Here is a 23,615-nt window from a genome sequence, read left to right on the forward strand (position 1 = left end):
TGACTAGCTTGCTAGTGCTTCCCGAATCGCATTATTGTAAATAACGCGACCTGGTGTTGTCCGGATATACTGAGAAAGTAAATTCCCTTGAGCGTCTTCTCTAACCCGGCGGAATTTATAGAGTGATGTCCGGCTACCATCGCTGTTTTCTATGACTTCCAGCGGTTCTGTGTCTGGCTGCTCTGTCTCAACTTCACCGTCAAACCGCACGTATATATAAGCGTGTAGGTCAACTTGTTCTTGTTGAAAAGCCATAATCACGTCTTCTAGAGAAGCAAAGTAGCCTCCCGCGCCTTTAGTTGCATTGGGATTTTCGGCGGTTAAATAATATGCCCCCAACACCATGTCTTGGCTGGGTGTGATAATTGGCTTACCTGTGGCTGGTGACAATATATTATTAGAAGCCAACATCAATAACCGCGCTTCCGCCTGACTTTCTAACGACAGAGGGACGTGTACAGCCATTTGGTCACCATCAAAGTCAGCGTTAAACGCTGGACAAACCAGGGGATGCAGTTGAATCGCTCTCCCCTCTACCAAAATTGGCTCAAAAGATTGAATACCTAAACGGTGTAAGGTTGGCGCTCGGTTAAGTAAAACTGGGTGTCCTTCAATCACCTCTTCCAGCACATCCCAAACACTAGGATCATTTCGAGATATCAGCTTTTTCGCAGCTTTGATATTATTTACCATGCCACTGCGAATCAGGCGATTAATCACAAAAGGCTGGAATAGCTCAATCGCCATTTCCCTAGGTAATCCGCACTGATGGATATGTAATTTTGGCCCCACCACAATTACAGAACGTCCGGAGTAGTCAACCCGTTTACCCAACAAGTTTTGCCGGAAACGTCCTTGCTTACCTTCAATAATGTCAGACAAGGATTTCAGCGGGCGGTTATTTGCCCCCACCACAGTCCGTCCCCGACGACCATTGTCAATTAAAGCGTCTACTGCTTCTTGCAACATCCGCTTTTCATTTCGCACAATGATTTCTGGCGCTAAAATTTCTTGCAGGCGAGCCAGACGGTTATTGCGGTTAATGACCCGACGATACAAGTCATTCAAGTCACTGGTGGCAAAACGTCCACCATCTAGCTGTACCATTGGGCGCAAATCAGGGGGAATCACAGGGATGACAGCCATGACCATCCACTCTGGTTTGGAACCAGTGGCGATAAAGTTGTCAATCACCCGCAGGCGCTTAATTAATTTTGCCCGCTTTTGCCCCTTGGCATTACCAATTTCTTCCCGCAGGGTTTCGGCTTCTTGTTCTAAATTAATATCAGCAAGCAAGCGCAGTAATGCCTCAGCACCAATCCCTACCTCTACACCTTGTAGTTGGGAATCTTCGCTGTAGATTTGATCCTCAATTTCTAGCCACTGATCTTCACTCAGTAGCTGTTTGTAGGTTAAAGTTTCGGCATTACCGGGGGAGAGAACAACGTAAGAGTTGAAATAGACTATTTGTTCCACATCCCGCAAAGGCATATCCAGCAGAATAGAAATATAGCTGGGAATACCTTTGAGATACCAAACGTGAGCTACTGGGGCGGCGAGTTTAATATAGCCCATGCGGTGACGTCGCACCCGGGACTCAGTAACTTCCACACCACAGCGTTCGCAAACAATACCACGGTGACGCACTCTCTTATACTTACCACAGTGGCATTCCCAATCTTTTGCGGGACCAAAGATGCGCTCGCAGAACAAGCCGTCCATCTCTGGTTTGAGAGTCCGGTAATTAATCGTCTCCGGCTTAGTGACTTCTCCTACTACCTGACCGTTTGGTAGTGTTCTTTCACCCCATTGCCGAATTCTTTCTGGCGATGCCAAGCCGATTTTAACGTAGTCAAACTGATTAGTTTGGGCGTTTCTCATACTTAAGTACTGAGTTTTGAGTTATGAGTATATTTAGTTTTTGTCTGGGGGTTAGATACTGGGGACTAGGGATTGGGTATTGGGCATTAGTCATTGGTCATTTGTTAAGAGTTAACCCTTCTCCTTCTCCTGCGGAGACGCTGCGCGTAGCTTGCTTCCACGAAGTGGTACGGCTACGCTCAGGGACAGGGATCAAGAACAAATTTTATTATTTATTCTCCCCAATCCCTATGCCCTATTCCCTAGTCCCTAATCCCTATTCGTCCTCTTCCAGTGACTCACGGGAGAGGGATTCATAGGTGGGTCGAGGAGGGGTACGACGGGCTGATTGATCCGCCATCAAATCGACTTCCACATCCAAGGAACTGCCATCTGCTTGGGTTTCTACTTTGTGTACGGCAATATCCAACCCCAGTGACTGCAGTTCTCGCATCAACACCTTAAAGGACTCTGGTGTACCGGGACGGGGAATTGCCTTGCCTTTAACGATCGCATTTAACGCTTCATTCCGCCCTTGCATGTCATCAGATTTCACTGTCAACAATTCCTGCAAGGTGTAAGCTGCACCAAAGGCTTCCAATGCCCACACTTCCATTTCTCCAAACCGCTGACCACCTTGTTGTGCTTTACCACCCAAGGGTTGCTGGGTAACGAGGGAGTAGGGGCCTGTAGACCGGGCGTGGATTTTGTCATCGACTAAATGCACCAGTTTCAACATATAAGCCACGCCTACAGTCACTGGTCGGTCAAAGGGTTCGCCAGTACGACCATCGAAAACTGTGATTTTGCCGGGATTATCTGGGTCATATACCCAGGTTTTACTGGTTTCATCGCGCGCTTCTTGCAATTTGCCATGCACAATCCGGCGGGATGACTCTTCCCCATACATTTCGTCAAAGGGGGTAATCTTAAACCGGACACCCAAGTTGTGACCAGCCCAGCCTAATAAACACTCAAATACTTGTCCCACGTTCATCCGGCTGGGTACACCCAAGGGATTAAGAACGATATCTACTGGTGAACCGTCTGGTAAGTAGGGCATATCTTCCGCAGGCAAAATCCGGGAAATAATCCCCTTGTTGCCGTGGCGTCCTGCCATTTTGTCGCCGACTTGGATTTTGCGTTTTTGGGCAACATATACCCGGACTACCATATTGGCTCCCGGTGGCAATTCATCGCCTTGTTCACGGGTGAACAGACGCACATCAACTACACGACCTTTTTCACCGTTAGGAACTCGCAGGGAATTATCCCGCACATCTCGGGCTTTTTCTCCGAAAATGGCACGCAACAGTTTTTCTTCTGGAGGTTGGTCTGATTCACCTTTGGGTGTGACTTTACCTACTAAGATATCCCCAGCTTCTACCCATGCCCCAATACGAATGATTCCCTGTTCATCCAATTGGCGTAAGGCATCTTCCCCAACGTTGGGAATTTCTCTGGTGATTTCTTCGGGCCCTAGTTTGGTTTGTCTGGCCTCAATTTCATATTTTTCAATGTGGATTGAGGTGTAGACATCATCCTGCACCAGCCGTTCGGAAATCAAAATTGCATCTTCGTAGTTGTAGCCTTCCCAAGGCATGTAGGCAACGACGATATTTTGCCCTAAAGCCAATTCACCGCCTTCTGTGGAGGAGCCATCAGCTAGTACTTGCCCAGCAACGACGCGTTCACCTGTACGAACAAGGGGTTTCTGGTTAAGGCATGTATCTTGGTTGGAGCGTTGGTATTTGGAAAGTGTGTACCTAATTTCCGAACCTGATGGTTTGGGACGCACACGAATTTCTGTGGCATCTACGTATGTAACATCGCCGTCGGTGCGGGATACAATTACCATCCCGGAGTCTCTGGCTCCTTGAGCTTCTAAACCTGTGCCCACTAACGGACGCTCTGGTTTAAGTAGGGGGACTGCTTGCCGTTGCATGTTGGAACCCATCAGTGCGCGGTTAGCATCGTCATGCTCCAAGAAAGGAATCATGCTGGTAGCTACCGACACAATTTGCACTGGGGAAACTGCTACATAGTCTACTTGTTCTGGTGTTGTGGTAGCCCAATCTTGGCGATAGCGCACTGGAACTTGCGGCCCTTTTATGTAGCCATTTTCATCTAATGGCACATCCCCAGTAGCAGTCCGGAGGTCGTCTTCTTCGTCTGCGGTCATGTATACTGGCTGTACGTCAAATCTTACGCGCCCATTTTCCACAGGTCTAAATGGCGTTTCCAGGAAGCCGTAAAGGTTAACTCGGGCATGAGTTGCTAAGGAGCCAATCAATCCGGCATTGGGACCTTCTGGGGTTTCAATTGGGCAAATGCGTCCGTAGTGAGAAGGATGGATATCTCGCACGGCAAAGCCGGCGCGCTCTCTGGTCAATCCACCTGGTCCAAGGGCACTGAGGCGGCGTTTGTGGGTCAGTTCTGCCAAAGGATTAGTTTGATCCATGAACTGACTCAATTGGCTGGAGCCAAAGAATTCTTTAATTGCGGCTACCAGGGGTTTGGGGTTAACTAAGGACGCTGGGGTCAGCACTTCAGCATCGGATACGGTCATCCGTTCTCGAATGATGCGCTCTAAGCGGTTTAAGCCGACCCTTACCTGGTTCTGTAGCAATTCGCCCACACTTCTGACGCGGCGATTACCCAGGTGATCGATGTCGTCGATACTACCAATGTCATACTCTAGGTTGATCAGGTAATCTACTGCTGCTAAGATATCGCCGGGAGTCAGCACGCGCATGGTGTCGGGGACTGATAGGCGTAGTTTCTTGTTGAGCTTATATCTGCCAACACGACCAAGATCGTAACGTTTTGGGTCAAAGAATCGGGAGTCTAGGAGTTGTTGCCCACCTAAAACTGTTGGTGGTTCACCGGGACGTAATTTGCGGTACAGTTCCATGAGGGCTTCTTCTTCAGAAAATTGCCCTTCTTTTTCGATGGTTTTTTGGAAGTATTCGGGGTGACGCAAGGCGTCAAATATTTCGTTATCTGATAAACCGAGAGCTTTTAAAAGTACTTGTGCTGAAAGTTTGCGGGTTTTGTCGATGCGTACCCACACTAGATCGTTACGGTCTGTTTCAAATTTCAGCCATGCCCCTCGGTTGGGTATTAAGCTGGCGGAATAGGTGCGCCGTCCGTTTTTGTCAATTTCTGATTTATAGTAGACTCCGGGACTCCGCACAATTTGATTCACAATCACCCGCTCGGCGCCGTTAATAATAAACGTGCCACGATCTGTCATCAAGGGCAGATCCCCAATAAATACTTCTTGCTCTTTAATATCCCCGGTTTCTTTGTTTAACAGGCGTGTGGGGACATACATTTGCACAGCATAGGTACTATCCCGCCGTTTGGCTTCTTCAACGCTGTACTTTGGTTCTTTAAGTTTGTAGTTATGACCTAAAAAGTGCAGCTCTAGTTTGCCAGTGTAGTCTGTGATCGGACTAAAGGAGTTAAGTTCCTCTATTAACCCTTCTTCTAGAAACCAGCGGAAGCTTGAACGCTGGATTTCTATTAAATCGGGTAACAAAAAGGCGGGTTCCATATATGTTTCGTCAGTCATGCCTCTACCTTTGTCAACCTGGTTAAACTTTCCCTTGGACACTGTCCTTCGACTGCGCTCAGGACATCGCTTTTGTAGCTTCCCTCTACCAACTAGTGTCCGTAGCTGTTTGGGGAATTTTCTTCACACCACCTGCTATTCAAAAGGTGCAGGCAAACGCAGAAATTAAATCTGTAAAGTGGCATTTTGAAAAGGGGGTAGTCGCCCCTGGTGGGGGCACTTTGCCAAAATCTGGTTATTAAGTTGATTCTTCAAGAGCAGGTGCTTGGAATATGCTTGAGTTTGATTTATTTTTCTCACTTCCCCTCCCAAAGCGCTTTAATTAGCCCACGCATTTCTGTAGTGTGGTGTCTTCAATACCCTTCTGAATTTAAACTCATGGTAATTTCCTAAAACTAGGGAAATGAGTAGTGTCTCTAAGACTCCCAGTTGGTATGTCTCTATTTTGGTGGGTTGTACTCACAAGGCAATTACGTTTAACAATTTTCTATAGGTTAATTACAGCAAAAGCGGTGTTGTGCAAAAGTTTAGCGCCACCTAGGTTTCCAGGGTTATTCATGATTATTCAGAGCATCCGCTTGTAGAGAATATGAATATGGCTAATCCCTTCTGGAAAATTCAAAACGGAGAATTCCCATAAATTCAGGGGATGAAAAGAAGGAGACTATGCTTTTGGCACTAAGGCACAAGCTATGCTAACACGTTGTACAACGTGTTTCACTCCTTGTTCTTTCTCCGTCTAATGAATTTAGGGGCTTGTATCCTGGCTATTTTTGAATTTTGTAGACGCCCGGAGGGCTTGCCGCAGGGTATTTTGCATTTTGAATTGGGGCGTAGGAGCAAACTGGTTTTCCAGATTCTCAAGGATAACCCAAAGGGTGAGCCAGCGGATGTCAAGTCGATAACCCTGCAAAATAAAACTTAGGAGTTCTGAGTTCTTTCCTTTATCATTATGCCGCAAGCGGAATACTTTGGAGGGAATGATAATAGCATATTTTTGTCCTCCTGGGGTTTTATTTTTTGCTGCGACTGATTGTACCTATAGGGGTACTTTTAGAGTACGAGACCAAATAGTTCGCAAGCGTTTTTAGTGGTTTGAGCAGCGATCGCCTCGACAGTTTCCCCACGCAATTGCGCTACGTGTTCCGCTACATAACGGACATAAGCAGGTTCATTACGTCGTTCACCCCGTTTGGGTACTGGAGCGAGGAAAGGACAGTCTGTCTCAATTAGGAGGCGATCGCTTCTCACCACAGCTGCTGAAGATTGTATTTGTTTGGCGTTTTTGAACGTTACTGTTCCACTAAAGCTAATGTAAAAGCCTAAGTCAACGAACCATTGGATTTCCTCTGGCGTTCCACCCCAACAATGCATTACACCCCGAATCTCTTCTCCTGTGGACTCCTGCCATTTTTGTAAAACTTCTTTTAACTGTGGTGCTGCATTTCGGCAGTGAATAATCACAGGTAAGTTAAGCTTTGATGCGATCGCCAGCTGCGCTTCAAATACTAGGCGCTGTTGCTCATAGTTATCTGCTTTGTGCAAATCTAGCCCCATTTCCCCAATCGCTACTACTTTTGAGTCAGAACTAGCGAGGGATAAAATTTGCTCGGCTATCTGATCGTTCCATTGGCTCGCATCTAATGGATGCAATCCCACGGCAAAGCTAAGTTCGGGGAACTGGTGTGCTATGGCTTGAATGCTGGCAAATTCTGATGGCTCGACACAAGAATGTACTAAATGCACTACGCCTGCTTCTTGCCACCGCGATCGCACTGATGCTAAATCTGGCTGGAAAATATCGAAGTTAAGATGAACGTGGGTGTCAATCAGCTGCATCTTCTGTCCTTTGTCCTTTGTCTTTGTCATTTGTTTTTTGTCATTTGCCGTTATTCATGACAAATGACGAATGACAAATGACTACTCGGCTGCTTGTGTGAGTGGTTTGAGTCGGTGAGCTAATTTTGACTTTTTCCTCGCCCCGTTGTTGGGATGAAGAACCCCCCGCTTGATAGCTTTATCGATTTTGCTGTAAGCCTCGGATAATCTAACCTCTACCTCTTGTTGCAATTCTGGGGTAGGATTAGCCTTATAGACTTCTACTGCGTTAAGGTACTTCTTAGTCAGCGTCTTAACTGCTGACTTGTAAGATTTGTTACGCACTCGGTTACGTTCTGCGATTTCGGCGCGCTTAAGAGCAGACTTTGTATTCGCCACAGTCAATCCCAAAAAGACTATTAATTATGTACACACACTACTAGACTTACTAATATAGCATCCATATTGCCAATGTGATGATTTCTGAAAAAAATTTCACTTGTAAGTTTTGTCGGCATCAAGTTGTTGAATCAGCCTCAGAAATGCGTTAATATAGGGTGCTATTTCAAATATAGCCATTTTCTCTAACCCTTAGCGGGAAAAAAATTATAACTGCTAATGTAATCTGTCTCCAAATCAAGACGTGTTGTCAGAGATCAAGGACTCTCAAAGGCTGAAGCTCCAGTTGTAGGCGTAAAGAAGCAACACATGTTAATTTCTAAGATAGAAAAATAAGTAAAAATTATATTTCAGACGCCAACTCTCTTTCACACAGGAGTAGCCGGATGTGTGAATACACTACCTGCTATTTGGTAAGGATAGACTAAGAAAGCGAAAGGGTAGCGGGAATTGGCACACCTACTCCCTGCCGAAGAGCTTTTTTAGGCTGGTCGGACTGAGAAATTAAGTCGCCTTCTCAAGCAACTCATATTGCTGCAAACACTGGGAGTATCAAAAAAATCCAGGTTAAGCTAGAGAAGAGAATTAGAGTAAAGCTCTGCACCCCTGTGGGTAAAGAGCAAGACTGATTCTCAAGTGGGAATATTCTAATTTTGGCATTGTCCTTACTCCATGCTGCGAATCATTACTCAGCAGGCAGACGTCAGAGCAGAACTACAACGTATCTGCAATCGTACCCATGACGAACAGGTGCTTCACAAAGAAGCAACGGTGCGAGAAGTGTTGCAAGCAGTAAAACGCCAAGGCAACAAAGCTGTGTTACACTACACAGCTGAATTTGATAACCAAATCCTGAAGCCAGAAGAGCTGCGTGTCACAGGTTCAGACCTAGATGCAGCCTACCAACAGGTGTCGAAGGAGTTGCTTGGGGCGATTAGGTTAGCTTGTAACCAAATTGAAGCGTTTCACCGTCAGCGAGTCCCGAAAAGCTGGGTACACTTTGGCGATGATGATGTGGTGTTAGGTAAACGCTACACCCCGGTTGACTGTGCAGGTTTATACGTGCCTGGGGGTCGTGCTGCCTATCCTAGTACGGTACTGATGAATGCAATTCCAGCCAGGGTAGCTGGCGTACCCCGTGTAGTGATTGCAACACCACCAGGAGCGCAAAAAGTAATTAGCCCTGCAGTTTTGGTAGCTGCCCAAGAAGCGGGGGTGCAGGAAATTTATCGCGTCGGGGGGGCACAGGCGATCGCTGCTTTAGCCTACGGCACAGAAACAATTCCTAAAGTGAATGTGATCACTGGCCCTGGCAACATTTATGTGACTCTGGCTAAAAAACTGGTCTATGGAACTGTGGGCATTGATTCCTTAGCAGGACCAAGCGAAGTGCTAATTATTGCTGATGAAACCGCCAATGCTGTACATGTTGCCGCTGACTTATTAGCACAAGCCGAACATGATCCAATGGCAGCAGCGATTTTGTTAACCACAGATGCTGCTTTGGCCAAGAACGTGCAGGTAGCGGTGGAACGACAATTGGTAGATCATCCACGACGACTAGACACAGAAAAAGCGATCGCTCACTATGGCTTGATAGTAATTGTAGAATCCCTGGAAGCAGCAGCTGAACTCTCTAATGAATTTGCCCCCGAACATCTGGAATTACAAATCGCAGATCCTTGGGAATTATTACCACAAATTCGTCATGCTGGGGCAATCTTCTTGGGTAAATTTACACCTGAAGCTGTAGGAGATTATTTGGCAGGGCCTAACCATACTTTGCCGACTTCTGGTGCTGCTCGCTATGCCTCAGCACTAGGTGTAGAAACCTTTCTGAAACACTCTAGTATTATCCAATATTCAAAAACTGCCCTGCAAAACGTAGCTGGGGCTATTGACGTACTAGCAACAGCGGAAGGACTACCTTCCCACACCGATTCAGTACGACGCCGAATTCAGCAAGAAGAGTGATTTGGAATCATTAATTTTTCTCTACACTTTTAGCAAAGGTGACTTGGTGGCTGCAAACTAAAAATCTAGATAGCAGTAATTGCCACGAGGCAAATCGACTTATGGCGTAGTTTCGACCACTCAATCCAAAACTGGAAGATTTTGAGTGTTGCTGCCAATAACCTTCGCCAGGACTTATTAAAGGGGTCTACTCTTGAGGAGACGAGAGCAGTGCTAAAAAATATTTTGGTAGCTCTGGATGGTTCAGAAATCGCAGAACGAGTAATTGAGACTGTGGACGAATTAGTGCTGTCACCAGATAGCACAGTTATTATCTGCCATGTGTTTCCCTCGCCAGAATCAGAAATGGAGCTACCAGCTGATCGTCCTCAGCCAGAGTCACCAACATTGTCTTATTTCCAGATTGAAAAACAGTTGCAATCCTACCAGGAAAAATTATCAGTTAATAGTCAATTAGAACTAGTGACTGGTGATCCTGCTGATGAGATTATTCGCTTCGCTAATATTTATGAAGTTGACTTGATTATAATTGGCAGTCGCGGATTAACTGGGATGAAGCGAATTGTTCAAGGTTCTGTTAGTAGTCAAGTGGTAGAAGAGGCTCATTGTTCAGTTTTAGTAGTAAAGCCGAATTAGAAGCATATGAAAGGCAATAGGCAATAGGGACAGGAATTCAACGCCACGCGTAGCGTCTCGAAGAGAAGTATCTCGGAGATTCTTCCCTTTGCTCAGAATGACAGTTCTAAGCCGTTTTTAGCCCGCTTCTGTCACTCTCCGAAAACTTTTGCCATTTCTGAATTCTAGAGCTTTTGTATAGCAGGCGTTTGCGCGATTCTTTTCTAATAACAAATACAAGACCAACTTTTTTCTAATAGAATAGCTTGTATTGATTGCCTCATCGGGCTTCTAGCGATCGCCCTCCCGGAGAGTGACAGAACAGGGTTAGTATAAGTAGATCACTAAGCCTGTCGTTGTGGGGATGGAGTGGGCATGGAGAAGAGTTACCAATGCCCTATTTTATTTCATAAATATTTCTTTAACAATAATCCCAACTTCTCCTTTGTCGCTGTGGGTGCTTTGGCCAAATTCGTCAAAATTGCATATTTTAAAGCCGAATGTGCATCGCTAGGCGGGGGATTCTCACTTAAACGCCGCACTGTTTCTTGAATTACTTTTTGAGCATTGACTGCGTTGCGCTGTAAATTACCAATCACCATCTCTACGGTTACACTGTCGTGATCTGGATGCCAACAATCATAATCTGTCACTAGGGCTAAGGTTGCATAGGCAATTTCTGCTTCTTTAGCTAACTTAGCCTCTGGTAAATTCGTCATCCCAATTACTGTTGCATCCCAGCTACGATAAAGATTTGATTCTGCTTTAGTCGAAAATGCTGGGCCTTCCATGCATACATAAGTGCCACCGCGATGTAGAGTGACATCTGGTAAATTTAGAGAAGCGATCGCATCTGCCAACACAAGAGCCAAATTCTGACAAATCGGCTCGCCAAAGGCAATATGAGCCACAATTCCTTCACCAAAAAACGTGGAAATCCGATTTTTCGTTCTGTCAATAAACTGATCTGGTACTACCATATCCAGTGGTTTTGCTTCAGCCTTCAAGGAACCTACCGCACTCGCTGAGATTAAATACTCTACACCCAACTGTTTCATAGCATGGATATTGGCACGAAATGGCAACTCAGAAGGTAACAGCGTATGATTGCGACCATGACGTGCGAGAAAAGCTACCCGCGTTTCATCCAATGTCCCTAAAATTACTGCGTCAGACGGAGAGCCAAAAGGCGTCTGAACCTCCACCTCTTCCACATCCTTAAGTGCGTCCATTTTATATAGACCGCTACCACCAATAATACCAATACTAGCTTTAGCCATGATTTTTCATCTATTCCTTGCAAAGCTGCCAAGTTATTTTACAGGAAAGCTGAGTACCAGGCGACGCAAGGAAGTGGTAATAAGCAATTATGCTTCATTCCGTATAGCTACTAATGTCAAGCTTTATGAAAAGTTGTTATCCTACAGTCACTAAGTTGTAAAGAATATACAAAGTTTTACTAATTAAAGATGCTAACCACCGCCCCCGCAACCCAAATGCAGTTAGAGACAGTCTTGGAACACATATTTGCTATTCGCAGAATTACGCGCCGCGATCAACAGCTTTTGATGTCAACACTGCTATCCAAAGAAGGCTTAAATGAGCAAGAAAGGCTGCAAATCAGCAAAGTGTTTGATGCTGTGCAAAGAGGATTACTCAAGGTCGTTGATTAATTTTTTGTCTCTCTAATATAGGATTTATCGGTCGGATGCAACACTTACCTGTGGTATGCTACGCATAGCAAGATGCACGAAGTAGTACAGCTGCGCTCAGTGACATACAATAGATGCTGGGGAAACCCCCTACGAGCTTTGTGATTTAAAACTGAGTTTGTAGAGTCTAACTTATTGCTTTGCCCAAAATCTTTAAATCAGTGAATAGTTATCAAATCAAAATACTTATAACTCATACCTGTTAAAGCATCCTCTTAGAGAAGTTGATGGATGTCATTGACTGCACTGATGATCAGGGAGGATGCTTTTTCGATTTCTGCTTTGGTTGTAAATTTCCCAACGCCCATTCTTAACGCTCCCTCAATTATATTCTCTGAAAGATGCATAGCTTGTAAAACGTGAGAGGGTGCAACAACTCCTGATGAACAAGCAGAACCTGTAGAAATAGCTAACTGGTGGCGAACTCTAGCAATTATGGCACTATTAGGAATGTCAGGGATAGAAATATGTAAGTTACCTGATAAGCGGTTGTTTAAGTCTCCATTCACTACTAAATCAGGAATTTGCTCTTGTAGCAGGGTTTGGAATTGATTTCGCAAAAATGCGATCGCATTTTCATCTGTTTCCATCTCCAACCCTCTCAATCTGCAAGCTTCCCCCAAACCAACAATTCCGGGGACATTGAGTGTACCGGATCTTAAACCCTGTTCATGTCCACCGCCATAAATCATCGCTTGGGGAGAATAACCGTTTCTCACAACGAATGCACCAACGCCTTTGGGTGCATAGAATTTATGTCCAGAAATCGCTAGATAGGTGATACCCCAGTCTTGAAAGTTGAGGGGAATTTTACCAGCTGCTTGGGAAGCGTCGCATAAAAACGGGATATTGTGAGAGGATGCGATCGCCCCAATTTTTTTGATGGGGTAAATTGTCCCGACTTCGTTGTTAGCCGCCATCACACAGAGTAAAGCCGCACCATCTGAGCAGACTTTTTCTAGATGTTCTAAATCAATCTGCGCTTGTTGATTAACTTTTAACCAAATAATTTCCGCTAGTCCTTTTTTAGCTAAGGCTTTGCAGGTATCTAAAACCGCTTTGTGTTCCACTGGGGAAACAATGATTTTGGCGGGAGTATTTTGTCGAACAATATGGTAATCGAGCGAAGTCGAGATTTGTCCTTGAATTACTAAGTTAATGCTTTCTGTTGCACCAGATGTAAATATGATTTCCTTGGGGGAAGCGTTGATTAATCCTGCTATTTGTTGACGTGCTTTTTTAACTGCTTGCGCTGCTGTATCTCCATAACCATGATCTACACTATTAGCATTACCAAAATCGGTAGTCATATAGTACATGACTTTTTCAGCTACTCTGGGGTCAACGGGAGTAGTTGAGTGGTAGTCTAGGTAGATTATGTTAGTCATTTTTTTTAACGCAGAGAAAACGCAAAGGAACGCAGAAAATTATCATAACAACTCTCTTAACTCTCTGCGTCTCTGCGCCTCTGCGTGAGATTTAATCATCATTTTTCCTGAAAAGTTAAAGCTAATAAAGCATGATTTCGATATTATAGGGGTATCGGGTTCTAGTTAGCGAGTCAGTTTATGGAAAGTATCAAGATTAGAACACATATAGGTGATGATGGAATTCTGCAAATCCAGCTTCCACCTGAGATTGCTAACCAAGAATTAGATGTAGTAATTGTCTTCCAGCCTGTGATCCCAGAACCCTCACAGACTACAGCCAAAACACCCCAAGAATTAGGGTATTCTCATAGGTTTTTAGAAAATGTCATAGGTAGTTGGGAAGGTGAACCCCTTGAACGACCAGAACAGCTTCCCTTTGAGAATAGGGAGGAGATTCAATGGCCTATCTCTTAGATACAAATGCGTGTATCCAAATTCTTAATTCATCAAATTCACTTGTTACCCAAAAAATTCTGACAATTCCTGCTAAAGAAATTTACATTTGTACAGTTGTTTATAGTGAACTGTACTATGGAGCTTACAAAAGCAAGAATATTAACAGAAACCTCAGTCATTTGGAAAATTTATTGGCTGAGTTTACTGATTTACCATTAGATCGTCAAGCAGGAAAAATTGCTGGAAAGATTCGCGCTCGTCTTGATACTTTGGGAACTCCAATTGGATCAAATGACTTGTTAATTGCTGCGATTTCTTTAGCAAATGATCTCACGTTGATCACCCACAATACCCGTGAGTTTAGTCGTATTGATGGGTTGAAATACGAAGACTGGGAATAACTACAGCTACTTATCAAGTAGTGTACATATTATCTGCATTCTCTCAACTCTTTGCGCCTCTGCGCCTCTGCGTGAGATTTAATCTTATTCATTCTCTAAAAACCTCCTAGCGACTCTCCCCCAATCAATACGAGTATCTTGAGCATTTTCTTTACGTTGACCATCTGGCTGTTCATCCTCATACCTTGCCCATGCCATTAGTAGTAATTTTAACCCATCTAAAGAATTAACTAATCGAGAACGTAAAGTATCTATATCGGCTTTATCTACATCCTCTTCTAAGATTTCAACTAAATTTTTATAGGCAGGATGATTGGTATTCAACGTAACAATAATTGCTCCCCCTCTGGATTGAACAGTGAAAAATTCAGGGGTATCTATCGACGCTTGTGCAAAGCTATATTTTAAGCCATCATCTACTGTAGTTGCTGCTATTAATTCCGCTTTGGCTTCAGTCACGCCATCTTCTTTTAAAGCTTCTTTAATAACCTGTTTTCGTTCTTCTTTTGGTAATTGTTCGTCTGCATCACTTTTACCTTTGTAACCCTGTGATTGACGTTCTTGAGTCACAGTAGTAGCTACTTTTTCAGGTTTGTAGGGGTCATGTCCGTGACGTTTTTCGGTGGTGCGAGTGCCTTTTGTTTGGGCTTTGATTAAGCGACGAATCAGGCTTAATTGACTACTAATTTTATGAGCAAGTTCTAAAAGAGGAAGTTTTGGATCTTCATCTTGAAGTAATTCTTCCTTGAGTTGAGCAACGGTTTTTCCTTCCTCTAGTAAAGATTCAATATCTAGTTGTAAAATTTCTCCAAAATTACGGGCTGATTGTTTGTTATTTGTTACTCCAAAAATATCATCAAGTGATGGCGGGAATTCAACTTCAATTCCCCACCATCTTTCTGTAGGGTCATAATTATTAACTAGGTTTTGGTCTAATTCTAATTCTCGTCCAGCACGAACTACAGAAACACCAACATTTTTAGCGGCGTGTTGTCCATGTGGTAAACTACCAGGGTTTTTTCCTGGTTCGGCTTGACGGGCTTCTTCTTTGGCGTAGGAAAAACGCACTTTTACATCATGTTCTTTGTCTTTAAAATTAATTTTATAAGTAGTTTCGTAAGATGTATCGCCTTCCCAAGATTGGAACATTGCCTGATGATCATAAGGTGCAGGACAAGAGGTTTTTTCGATTAGATAACCTGGGTCATTGGGTAGGGCAGATTTTTCTGGAGGAACTTTATATAAAGCATCTAAATCAAATGCCACCATGCGAATTTTGACTTGATCGTTATCCAGAAATTTACGATACATTCTCCCAATCACAAATTCAGAATTATCAATAATCGCTTTACCAGTTCGCCACATACAACGGTCGATTTTTGACCATACTACTAATGTGCCACTGTCGCCAAATTTTTGACCGATGTTTCTCCAAATCATCGGAATTGGTTGCACAGTCGGTTCAGGTACTTCCGTCATCCGCTGACTTTTAATTTCATCTAAATCAAGGTAACTATGCAATACGTTTTCTATGCCATTGTGCCATGACCACACATCAACCCGTTGACATTGGGAAATAGAGGAAGAGGGTAAACCCATACCAAAACGACCGATTCCGGTGTGTTTATCTTCATCTAAATGAGTCCCATTACCAAATTGCAGGGCGAGACGTAAAACGTTAGCATCCATCCCACAACCATTATCTAACACGGCGATTTGTTCAATGCGCGATCGCCTCTTCCCTTCCACCGATTGTTTTCTTTCCCCACAGAGTAACTCTACCTGGGATGCACCAGCTTGTATGGCATTATCCATTAGTTCGGCTAAAGCATAGGCGGCGTTTTTATATCCGTTATCCCGCATGGCCTGGACTGCGAGGTGAGTGGGAACGATATCATGGGCGTTATTCATGGGTTTTCCTCCAAACGTCTTCCCAATTGTGGAAGGCTGATGCGACTGAACCAAAACCGGGGAGTTGGCTATCGACAACCGTGACAATTTCGGCTGTAGCATTACCCCCAGCTTTGATTCCTCTGATGGCGCGTCCTACCATTTGGCTGTAGAGGACAAGGGATTTGGTAGGACGGGCGATAACAGCTGCACTGGTTTTGGGTGCATCGAAGCCAGTGGTTAAAACGCCGTAGTTACATAAAATCTTGGTTTGTTGCTGTTCGTTTTTAAAACTTTGAATCAGCCGTTCTCGTTCTGATTTGGGAGTTTCACCTGTCACCGCATCAGCATTCAAGCCTCTTAATCGCAATATGGAAGCGATGAGTCTAGCGTGTTCAACGGAGGGATTAAACACAATAATTCGTTGATGATGTTGGGCGAGTGCTTCTAGTTCCAGGATGATGCGGAGGTTGCGTTGTTCGTCTGCTGCTAACCGATTCAGGATATATTGGGGGATGTCTAAATCTGTATTAATCCGCTTCAAGTCTTGGGGAGTTAGTTCAATCCCCATTTCGTAAAATAAGGAACGATAGTTAACTTGCGCCAGGTATTGTTGATCGACGAGATAATCAATGGGGTTGTCATAACCTGGGATTTTAATGGTAACTTTCTGTTGGGCGAAGAATTTAGCTAGTTGTGCATCGGTGTTAATATCAGCCCAAGTTCGTCCAGGTGTGGCGGTTAAACCTAATAAGGCGGTTTTTTCGTAGGGGACGACTAAGGAATCTAAGACGAGTTTATAGGTTTCGGCTACTGCTTGATGGGCTTCGTCAATAATTACCAATGAACAACGCACACCCAGTTGATTAATAAAGCGAATACTCTTTTTAGCGGCGCTGTAGACTTTCGCTAATCCTGCTACGACTAAGCCATCTGGCGCTTGGGCTAAGTCTAACTCATGGTTGCCCCAGAAGCGATAAGTATTGGCGGAGCGATCGCCTAAACTGTCCCAGGCTTTTTGAAATTCTGTAACTGCTTGTTCGCAAAGTTCTTCACTATAGGCTAACCAGATAACTAAAGTGGGTTCATTGTTTCTTAGGTGATCTGCAATAATATTCATTGCAGTGCGGGTTTTGCCTGCACCAGTGGGAAGATGAAGAAGAACGCGACGAGGTTCTTTACTAAGGTAGTTTTTGACTTGCTTAACTGCGTGGCGTTGGTGTGCAAATAAAGGATACTTGGGAGTTTTTTCAACAATTGAGAGCGTTTCAATTTGATTTTGACTTCTGGCTGTAAGCGGTGTTTCAAAGAAGTTAAACAGATACTTTTTCGATTCTGAAGCACCGCTTATTTTAACTTTTTTTAATGCCTGATAAGGGTCTTTATTAGCAGGTGCTTCTAATACAACGGCGAGGATTTTAGCTTGTTCTGGCGTGATTAAATCAAATAGTAAATTTCGTTTTTCTTTGGATAAGAGTAGTTCTTCTTGGGTATAGATAGTTAAGAGAATTTCTCTCAGTTTACTAGGATGAACTAAATTAGGTTCTAGGAGTTTTAGCAGATGAAAAGTTGCACTACCTAATAATTCTTGTAGTGTTTCTTCATCGGCTTTGGCTAGTAAGTCATTGAAATTCAAGTTTTACTCCTATTTCATTTTATTCCACATCAGATTCATCAATCTCTGAAGCTGGAATTACTGAACAAGCTCTTTTCATTTTCTGTTTATCTAAGGATTTTCCATTGACATTTTTAAGAAACATATTATATTCTGCAAAGGTTTTATCAAAAATAATATTCTTTTGTTCTTCATCAAGGTTGTCTTCCAGCTTTGAATTTTCTTTACAATATTCACTCTTATATAAGTTGTAAAGTGCAGAAAATATCTGCTCTCTACATTTTTCTCGTTCTTGATTAAGAGTATTTTCTAAAAACTCATTAGTTGGATACCAAATCTCTAAAATTAGATACTTATATTTTGTCCACTGATCTGGCTGCATTTCACCACGATATACGATATTACGGAAAGTATGATTAGTTTTTGTTATTTTCCAATCTGAAATATTACCAATTATTTCTCCAGTAAATATATGAACTAATTTTTTTAATTGGCTAGAACTATTAGGAATAAAGAATTTATTCAATTGTTCAATATATTCTTCAAGATATTGATTAATATCTATGGATTCTTCTCCTAGTCTAATATTTATCTTTTCGATTTCTCCCCAAAAGCCACAAATTAGACCACTTTGAAAAGCTACTGTTGTGAGAATATTATCATAAAGTTCATTAAACCATTGTATTACTCCATAACTTATATTGCCTTCAGTATCCTTAATTGCTGCTTTATCTGAGATTGATTTAATACATAGATTAGCTCGTTCATATCGGAAATCTTCTATAGCTTTGTTAACACGTTTAGCTGTAGCATTGAGTCTTTGAGTAATAGACTGAATTTCTGGAATATTACTCAATTCTCTTTCTTTAATTTTATTTTCTAAATTCTCTCTGTGAGCATCAAAAACTCGACTAATACCTTGTCCTTCAAATAAAATAGGTTTTAGTTGACGATCTTGATAGCTTTCAATCTTCTGTTCAAGGTCTAAAACAGCTTTATTATGATTTTCATAAAGAGTAAAGCCTTCAAATATAGATAGAATAAAATCACCATATTTTTCATCAAATTTTTCTCGCAACTTTTCTGCTACAGCTATTGTAAAGTTGTCACGTTTTGTTGAATCCGCAATTTCTGAACCAAGCAAATTACGACCATTTAAACGATATTTTTGCATACAAAGATTCAAGTCTTTCCGTTTAGCAAAATTCCCCGATCTAGGTTTTGCACCTTTGACATCACTACCATTATTCAAAAGCAAGTGTTCTATTATATAGTAGAGATGACTAACACCTGTAATAGCAATAGGACTTTCAATTTTTAACTTATCCTTATCTGATTGATCAAGTTCAATATTTGAGATACGTAAGGAAGAAAATGAGCGTTGATCTTTTTGCTTTACTTTAGACAAATAAGAACGTAGAAAATAAGCAATTATGTCATTGTCGTCAAGTAAAATATTACGTGTTCTTGATACTTTTCTAGCCTCTCTATTTAATGTAAGGAATACTGTTCTTGCAGCCTTTCTTAAATCAAATTCACCAGAATATTCCTCATCTAAAGAAGGAAATGTACATAGGATAATTGGTAGATTTATTTCTTTTAAATTAAATTTTTGAATATATTTTGGTGTCCATTCTGAATAGTATTCTTTAAATGGCGCACGTTTTTCATCTGACCATTGATCTTTAAGATTTCTGTACAATGCAAGTAGAGCCATTGCTCTATGTTGTCCATCGACTATAACTAACCGCGTCTTATGAGTGTTTAACTTAAAACGTACTAAGTCATGCTTAAGTCGTTGTCCTTCAGAAATAGGCTGTTCAAATTGAAAAACTTCCTGACCTATAGAACCTGAACGTAGTATAAACTGTCCTGCTTCTTCTGTTTCAGGTTGTTCATCGGTAGTGACTTTTGGATACAACTTTGCTGGTCTATTTTCTCCTTCTTTAACAGGAAGTACAACAACAACAATAGGAGGAAATAACTTGACTAAATCGACTGATTTATCATCAAGTAAATAGGGAATAAGTTCAGATGAAACTCTGGCATCATCAATATCTCTTTGCATGATTTCATCAAAATCAAGCTGATTTAAATCAAAAATTTCTCTTACAGGAGCAAGATGACTAAGTAATGCTTCATTTGCACTACTGGAAAAATCAAGTCCAACATGAGTAAGAAAATACTTAACTTCAACGGAGTTTTGTCCTTCTCTACCTGTACCAACACTAAACGAGCCTATTGAGCCTTCAATAGTTAAATTTAAAGCAGATTCTCTACGAATTTTTAGTGACATTTTTTAATTCCTTCCTAGTAATGGATAATGAATTCTATTGAGAATATTTTCAAGGTCTATATATCTTTTACCGTTATCTTTAATAATATTAATTACAACAAATAGTTGTGCAGGCAGAATATTTCTGCGACACACTTCCATCGCAAAACTTTGATCAATATTATCTTTGTCTTTGATTTTTGTATTTTCTTGAAATATTTCTTCTCGATATTTTTCTATGAGCTTTTTATGTTGATTTAATCTTTTTCCTAATTTGTCAGACATTCCTATATATATAGGACTGGCAAAATTTGGTGCAGATGAATGAACAACATTTTTCACCGTTTTCAGCCTTTCTGGTTCTTCAACAATTCTTGAGACTAAAGAATCAGAAATCATAGGTTTATGCTCAAGATAACCTCTATAAGTGGGTTTTAGAGAACCTTCAAGAAACGCTTGATATGGTTCTTCTTGAAAATATTGAAAAATATTCTTGTCAAGAAAATTTTCAATTATTTTTGCAGCAGATTCACGATCATTACTTTGTTTAAACTTGTTAATTTTTTCAATAGCAAGTTCTAAATCATAATCTGTAATTTCAGGTGAATAATACCAAGCATAAATCCCTGGCTCTTGCGGTATGCCAGATATTTCAGTCCAACGATAAATAGTCATCACACTTTTAATCAATCATTTACAAATGACAAACTAAACAAGGTAACTCATCATCTTCTTGTTCTAAAATTTCTTCTAATGCTTCAAATAAAGGACGATTAGGAGCGGCTTTTTTCTCTTTAGCCATTAACTTTTCATGTTGAGCAATAATTTCATCCTTGCGTGCTAGAAGCTGCGATAAACTTTCCCCATCTGTCCAAGTATAGGTACGACCATCAGCATGATTAGTTTCATACTCAACAGCCTTTTGAAATAAATCAGGATGTTCCTGTGCCAACATCACCCATTCATACTTGCGTTGGAAGAAACAGAAGAAACACCCAGAACGACTGCGCCAGCGATAATAGTCAGGGAGTCCAATACCACTTTCTTCTAATAGCTGAATAATATCAGCCTTAACTAAACCCTTTTCCTTAAAGGGAAACACAGGTTTAATATTAGGTTTAGTGGAGATATAACCATCACGGTTTTCATCAGCACGAATGCCAACGTAACTAATAGCCTCATCATCCCCCACAAAATCCTCTAAAGGCTTAATTTTCATCTTCACCGTACACCAACGCATTTGGGGAGAAGGTAATAAACCATCATGAATCGCTAACCAATGGTCAAAGCCTCGGTTTTCACTGAGATAATGAATTTTAATCCCCAGACGGGCTTTGATGCGGTCGAGATATTCGTAAGTTTCCGGTAATTCTTTATGGGTATCACAAAAAAAATATTCCATCTCTGGAATTTCCTTATGCAGTAATACTGCTAAAGCTGTACTGTCCTTTCCCCCGGAAATACCTAATAGATGTCTAACCTTTTTCTCTGCCATGCTGGTTTTTGAGTTTTTTTTAGCAAATATATTAAGAATCCTAATATCCTAGCAAAGATGTAAAGAAAATGTGTAGCTTTTTAAAGAAAATGTTAGAATTATTAGTAATAATACTGACAGTAATAACTTTATATAAACCAGTCAGTTACGCTTTTATACCTCAATTTATTTACACTAAAGTCGTCCAGGCTATACACACTACTAACAAAAAGATTATTTGGCGTTGCATAAATGCGGGATGAATTGAGACTTTTGTACAAAGCCGAATATTGATTCTTTGTGCCTTTGCGTGAGGTGAAAATCATCCCACTAATCAGCAACGTCGATTATTTATCTTTTAACCTACGCTTCATTTCTAGGTATTGCTGGAACTTGGAATCAGATATGCACTCATCAATAAACTTCTCCAGTTCATCCCTCATTGTGCTGTCCATAAATTGACAGTATTCCTTAAACAGTTCCCTCTTACCCTTTGGAAGATAGAAACCAAGATATTCTTGTCCCTCACGCTTCTCTGTCACAAACAAATTTTGCATATCATCAAGACTCATCATAAATCGTTAAGTTTCAATATCTTCTTTGTACGGTACATATATTACATAAGGTACAATGAAGTATGAAAGACATTAATCCTACTTTGCAACATTAAACAGGTGCGTTATGGCGGAAGAATTTGTGAGATTAGAAGATAACAGCAGCAATCAAGTCCAGGTGAGGCGAGAAAAGATCAAACACATACTAGTCGGTACTCCTAATCTTGTGAGAAAGACTATCCATGTGTTACATACTACAGGTTATGCAGAAGTAGGTTCTTGGTCTAAACCAGTCATAGCAGGTAGTTTAGGCGAATCAGGCGATGTAGTGAGTGTATTAATTAGACAGCAAGTTTAGAAAATAAAAGATACAGGAGTTGGGGCGCGATCGCACCAACTCTTGATTTCAGGGAATTATTAATTTTGAATTCGGAGCCAAGCGACGTGACGCGCTTTATACATGACAAATTTGCCAAAGACTATCTTGAAGAATTGCTAAAAGATTACGGAGAAATCAAGTCATCAGAAAAAGTATCAGGAGAAATTAAAGAAATAGATGTTTTATTCACTCCTGACAAACAGCAAAACTCTAATTTACAAATACTGGGTTTACTAGGAAAATTTGCCGAAAATCCAGCCATCATAGAACCCTTTCGCAATCCAGCTTCTACCGATGAAATCTGCGACTGTATTCTAAAATTATTAGAAATCAAAGCTTCACTGCGACGAGAAGCTAAAACCAACAAAACCAAACTTCCAGACGCAGAAATTCCCCAATTGTGGGTTTTGACTACCACAGTATCTGAAACTAGGTTGTCTAGCTTTGGAACAGTACAAAAATCAGATTGGTTAACAGGAGTACATTTCCTCCCAGATGCGTTGCGGACAGCAATTGTCGCCATACATCAATTACCACAGATACCGGAAACTTTATGGTTGAGGCTTTTGGGTAGGGGAAACGTGCAATCGCAGGCAATTATCGAATTGCAAGCGTTACCATTAAATCATCCATACCAAAAAGCAACCCTGGAATTAGTTTACAACTTGCGCGAAAACTTGAGAGTAAATCAAGAATTAGAAGCAGATGATAGGGAGTTAGTTATGCGATTAGAACCACTTTATCAAAAAGCTGTACAGTCAGGAGAAGAACGTTTAGTTCTACGTCAACTCAATCGCCGACTTGGGGAAATTAACCAATCATTAATCGAGCGAATTCAAAGATTATCAATTGAGCAATTAGAAAATCTAGGAGAAGCATTACTAGATTTTTCTAACATTGCTGATTTAGAAACCTGGTTAAACCAACAACAAGAATAAAAAGTGTAAGGAGTTGGTGCGATCGCGCCAACTCCTTATTCATAACACCAACCAATTTAGAGTAAAGAGAATAAATATTAGCCATAATTTATTTTTTTAGTATTCTGCCAAGCAGCTAGTGTAAGCCAATCCGCAATATGTTCAGATCCATCGTGGCCACCAAAATCTGACAAAGCACCAAAATACTGTGTGAGTTCCACACAATGTTGCGATAAACTCATTAAATCTAATGTATTGTCTCTTTCTGTCATTTTTACTGAGAGTCGTTTATTTATAAAATTTCCATTATTCAGCATTTAAACCACTAC

The 23,615-nt window shown here is 41.6% G+C and carries 19 protein-coding genes; 7 read left to right on the forward strand and 12 right to left on the reverse strand.

Annotation, left to right across the window (positions count from 1 at the left end; all coding sequences use genetic code 11):
- Positions 1-3: 3 nt before the first annotated feature.
- The 4 genes from CAL7507_RS33435 to rpsT all read right to left on the reverse strand — a co-directional run bounded on the left by CAL7507_RS33435 (position 4) and on the right by rpsT (position 7,654).
- Complete coding sequence (locus CAL7507_RS33435) at positions 4-1,881, reverse strand: DNA-directed RNA polymerase subunit gamma (RefSeq protein ID WP_015129317.1); 1,878 nt, start codon at positions 1,879-1,881, stop codon at positions 4-6.
- Between the two features lie 256 nt (positions 1,882-2,137).
- Positions 2,138-5,437 (reverse strand): DNA-directed RNA polymerase subunit beta, encoded by a 3,300-nt coding sequence (gene rpoB / locus CAL7507_RS14975; RefSeq protein ID WP_015129318.1) that lies wholly within the window; start codon positions 5,435-5,437, stop codon positions 2,138-2,140.
- 1,053 nt (positions 5,438-6,490) lie between these two features.
- Entirely contained in the window at positions 6,491-7,276 is a 786-nt protein-coding gene (locus tag CAL7507_RS14985; protein ID WP_015129319.1) for a TatD family hydrolase, read from the reverse strand.
- Between the two features lie 81 nt (positions 7,277-7,357).
- Positions 7,358-7,654, reverse strand: a complete 297-nt coding sequence (gene rpsT, locus CAL7507_RS14990) for a 30S ribosomal protein S20 (RefSeq protein ID WP_015129320.1) — start codon at positions 7,652-7,654, stop codon at positions 7,358-7,360.
- Between the two features lie 672 nt (positions 7,655-8,326).
- Between rpsT and hisD the strand changes: the two genes are divergently transcribed.
- The gene (gene hisD, locus CAL7507_RS14995) at positions 8,327-9,628 is read left to right on the forward strand and encodes a histidinol dehydrogenase (RefSeq protein ID WP_015129321.1); all 1,302 of its coding nucleotides are present in this window, start codon (positions 8,327-8,329) and stop codon (positions 9,626-9,628) included.
- Positions 9,629-9,838: 210 nt separating this feature from the next.
- Positions 9,839-10,264 (forward strand): universal stress protein, encoded by a 426-nt coding sequence (locus CAL7507_RS15000; protein WP_015129322.1) that lies wholly within the window; start codon positions 9,839-9,841, stop codon positions 10,262-10,264.
- Between the two features lie 386 nt (positions 10,265-10,650).
- Here the strand turns inward: CAL7507_RS15000 and CAL7507_RS15005 are convergent, their stop codons facing one another.
- Complete coding sequence (locus tag CAL7507_RS15005; RefSeq protein ID WP_015129323.1) at positions 10,651-11,523, reverse strand: S-methyl-5'-thioadenosine phosphorylase; 873 nt, start codon at positions 11,521-11,523, stop codon at positions 10,651-10,653.
- Between the two features lie 189 nt (positions 11,524-11,712).
- Between CAL7507_RS15005 and CAL7507_RS15010 the strand changes: the two genes are divergently transcribed.
- A complete protein-coding gene (locus CAL7507_RS15010; RefSeq protein ID WP_015129324.1) occupies positions 11,713-11,916 on the forward strand; it encodes a hypothetical protein in 204 nt (67 codons plus the stop codon).
- 254 nt (positions 11,917-12,170) lie between these two features.
- On the opposite strand, the gene CAL7507_RS15015 is transcribed toward CAL7507_RS15010, so the two are convergent.
- A complete protein-coding gene (locus CAL7507_RS15015; RefSeq protein WP_015129325.1) occupies positions 12,171-13,343 on the reverse strand; it encodes a cysteine desulfurase family protein in 1,173 nt (390 codons plus the stop codon).
- A gap of 180 nt (positions 13,344-13,523) precedes the next feature.
- Between CAL7507_RS15015 and CAL7507_RS15020 the strand changes: the two genes are divergently transcribed.
- A complete protein-coding gene (locus CAL7507_RS15020) occupies positions 13,524-13,799 on the forward strand; it encodes a hypothetical protein (protein WP_015129326.1) in 276 nt (91 codons plus the stop codon).
- Positions 13,784-14,182, forward strand: a complete 399-nt coding sequence (locus CAL7507_RS15025) for a type II toxin-antitoxin system VapC family toxin (RefSeq protein WP_015129327.1) — start codon at positions 13,784-13,786, stop codon at positions 14,180-14,182. Before CAL7507_RS15020 ends, CAL7507_RS15025 begins: the two co-directional genes overlap by 16 nt.
- A gap of 84 nt (positions 14,183-14,266) precedes the next feature.
- Here CAL7507_RS15025 and CAL7507_RS15030 read toward each other — a convergent pair whose 3' ends face one another.
- The 5 genes from CAL7507_RS15030 to CAL7507_RS15050 are packed head-to-tail and all read right to left on the reverse strand — an operon-like array spanning position 14,267 to position 21,457.
- Complete coding sequence (locus CAL7507_RS15030) at positions 14,267-16,093, reverse strand: ATP-binding protein (RefSeq protein ID WP_015129328.1); 1,827 nt, start codon at positions 16,091-16,093, stop codon at positions 14,267-14,269.
- Positions 16,086-17,708 carry a DEAD/DEAH box helicase gene (locus tag CAL7507_RS15035; RefSeq protein WP_015129329.1) on the reverse strand — a complete coding sequence of 541 codons (1,623 nt, stop codon included), beginning with the start codon at positions 17,706-17,708 and terminating at the stop codon, positions 16,086-16,088. The genes CAL7507_RS15030 and CAL7507_RS15035 overlap by 8 nt, the downstream gene beginning before the upstream one ends.
- Before the next feature lie 19 nt (positions 17,709-17,727).
- Positions 17,728-19,983 (reverse strand): DNA sulfur modification protein DndB, encoded by a 2,256-nt coding sequence (locus tag CAL7507_RS15040; protein WP_015129330.1) that lies wholly within the window; start codon positions 19,981-19,983, stop codon positions 17,728-17,730.
- Between the two features lie 3 nt (positions 19,984-19,986).
- Positions 19,987-20,637: a hypothetical protein gene (locus tag CAL7507_RS15045; RefSeq protein ID WP_015129331.1), complete on the reverse strand. Its 651-nt coding sequence runs from the start codon at positions 20,635-20,637 to the stop codon at positions 19,987-19,989.
- Between the two features lie 19 nt (positions 20,638-20,656).
- The gene (locus CAL7507_RS15050) at positions 20,657-21,457 is read right to left on the reverse strand and encodes a phosphoadenosine phosphosulfate reductase family protein (protein WP_015129332.1); all 801 of its coding nucleotides are present in this window, start codon (positions 21,455-21,457) and stop codon (positions 20,657-20,659) included.
- 660 nt (positions 21,458-22,117) lie between these two features.
- Between CAL7507_RS15050 and CAL7507_RS15060 the strand changes: the two genes are divergently transcribed.
- Together CAL7507_RS15060 and CAL7507_RS15065 are read left to right on the forward strand one after the other, a co-directional pair.
- A complete protein-coding gene (locus tag CAL7507_RS15060) occupies positions 22,118-22,348 on the forward strand; it encodes a hypothetical protein (RefSeq protein ID WP_015129335.1) in 231 nt (76 codons plus the stop codon).
- A gap of 86 nt (positions 22,349-22,434) precedes the next feature.
- On the forward strand, positions 22,435-23,307 hold the full coding sequence (locus CAL7507_RS15065; RefSeq protein ID WP_015129336.1) for a DUF4351 domain-containing protein: 873 nt from the start codon (positions 22,435-22,437) through the stop codon (positions 23,305-23,307).
- Positions 23,308-23,384: 77 nt separating this feature from the next.
- Here the strand turns inward: CAL7507_RS15065 and CAL7507_RS31730 are convergent, their stop codons facing one another.
- Positions 23,385-23,603, reverse strand: a complete 219-nt coding sequence (locus tag CAL7507_RS31730) for a hypothetical protein (RefSeq protein WP_015129337.1) — start codon at positions 23,601-23,603, stop codon at positions 23,385-23,387.
- Positions 23,604-23,615 lie beyond the last annotated feature (12 nt).

It is taken from the genome of Calothrix sp. PCC 7507 (assembly GCF_000316575.1).
Classification (GTDB): domain Bacteria; phylum Cyanobacteriota; class Cyanobacteriia; order Cyanobacteriales; family Nostocaceae; genus Fortiea.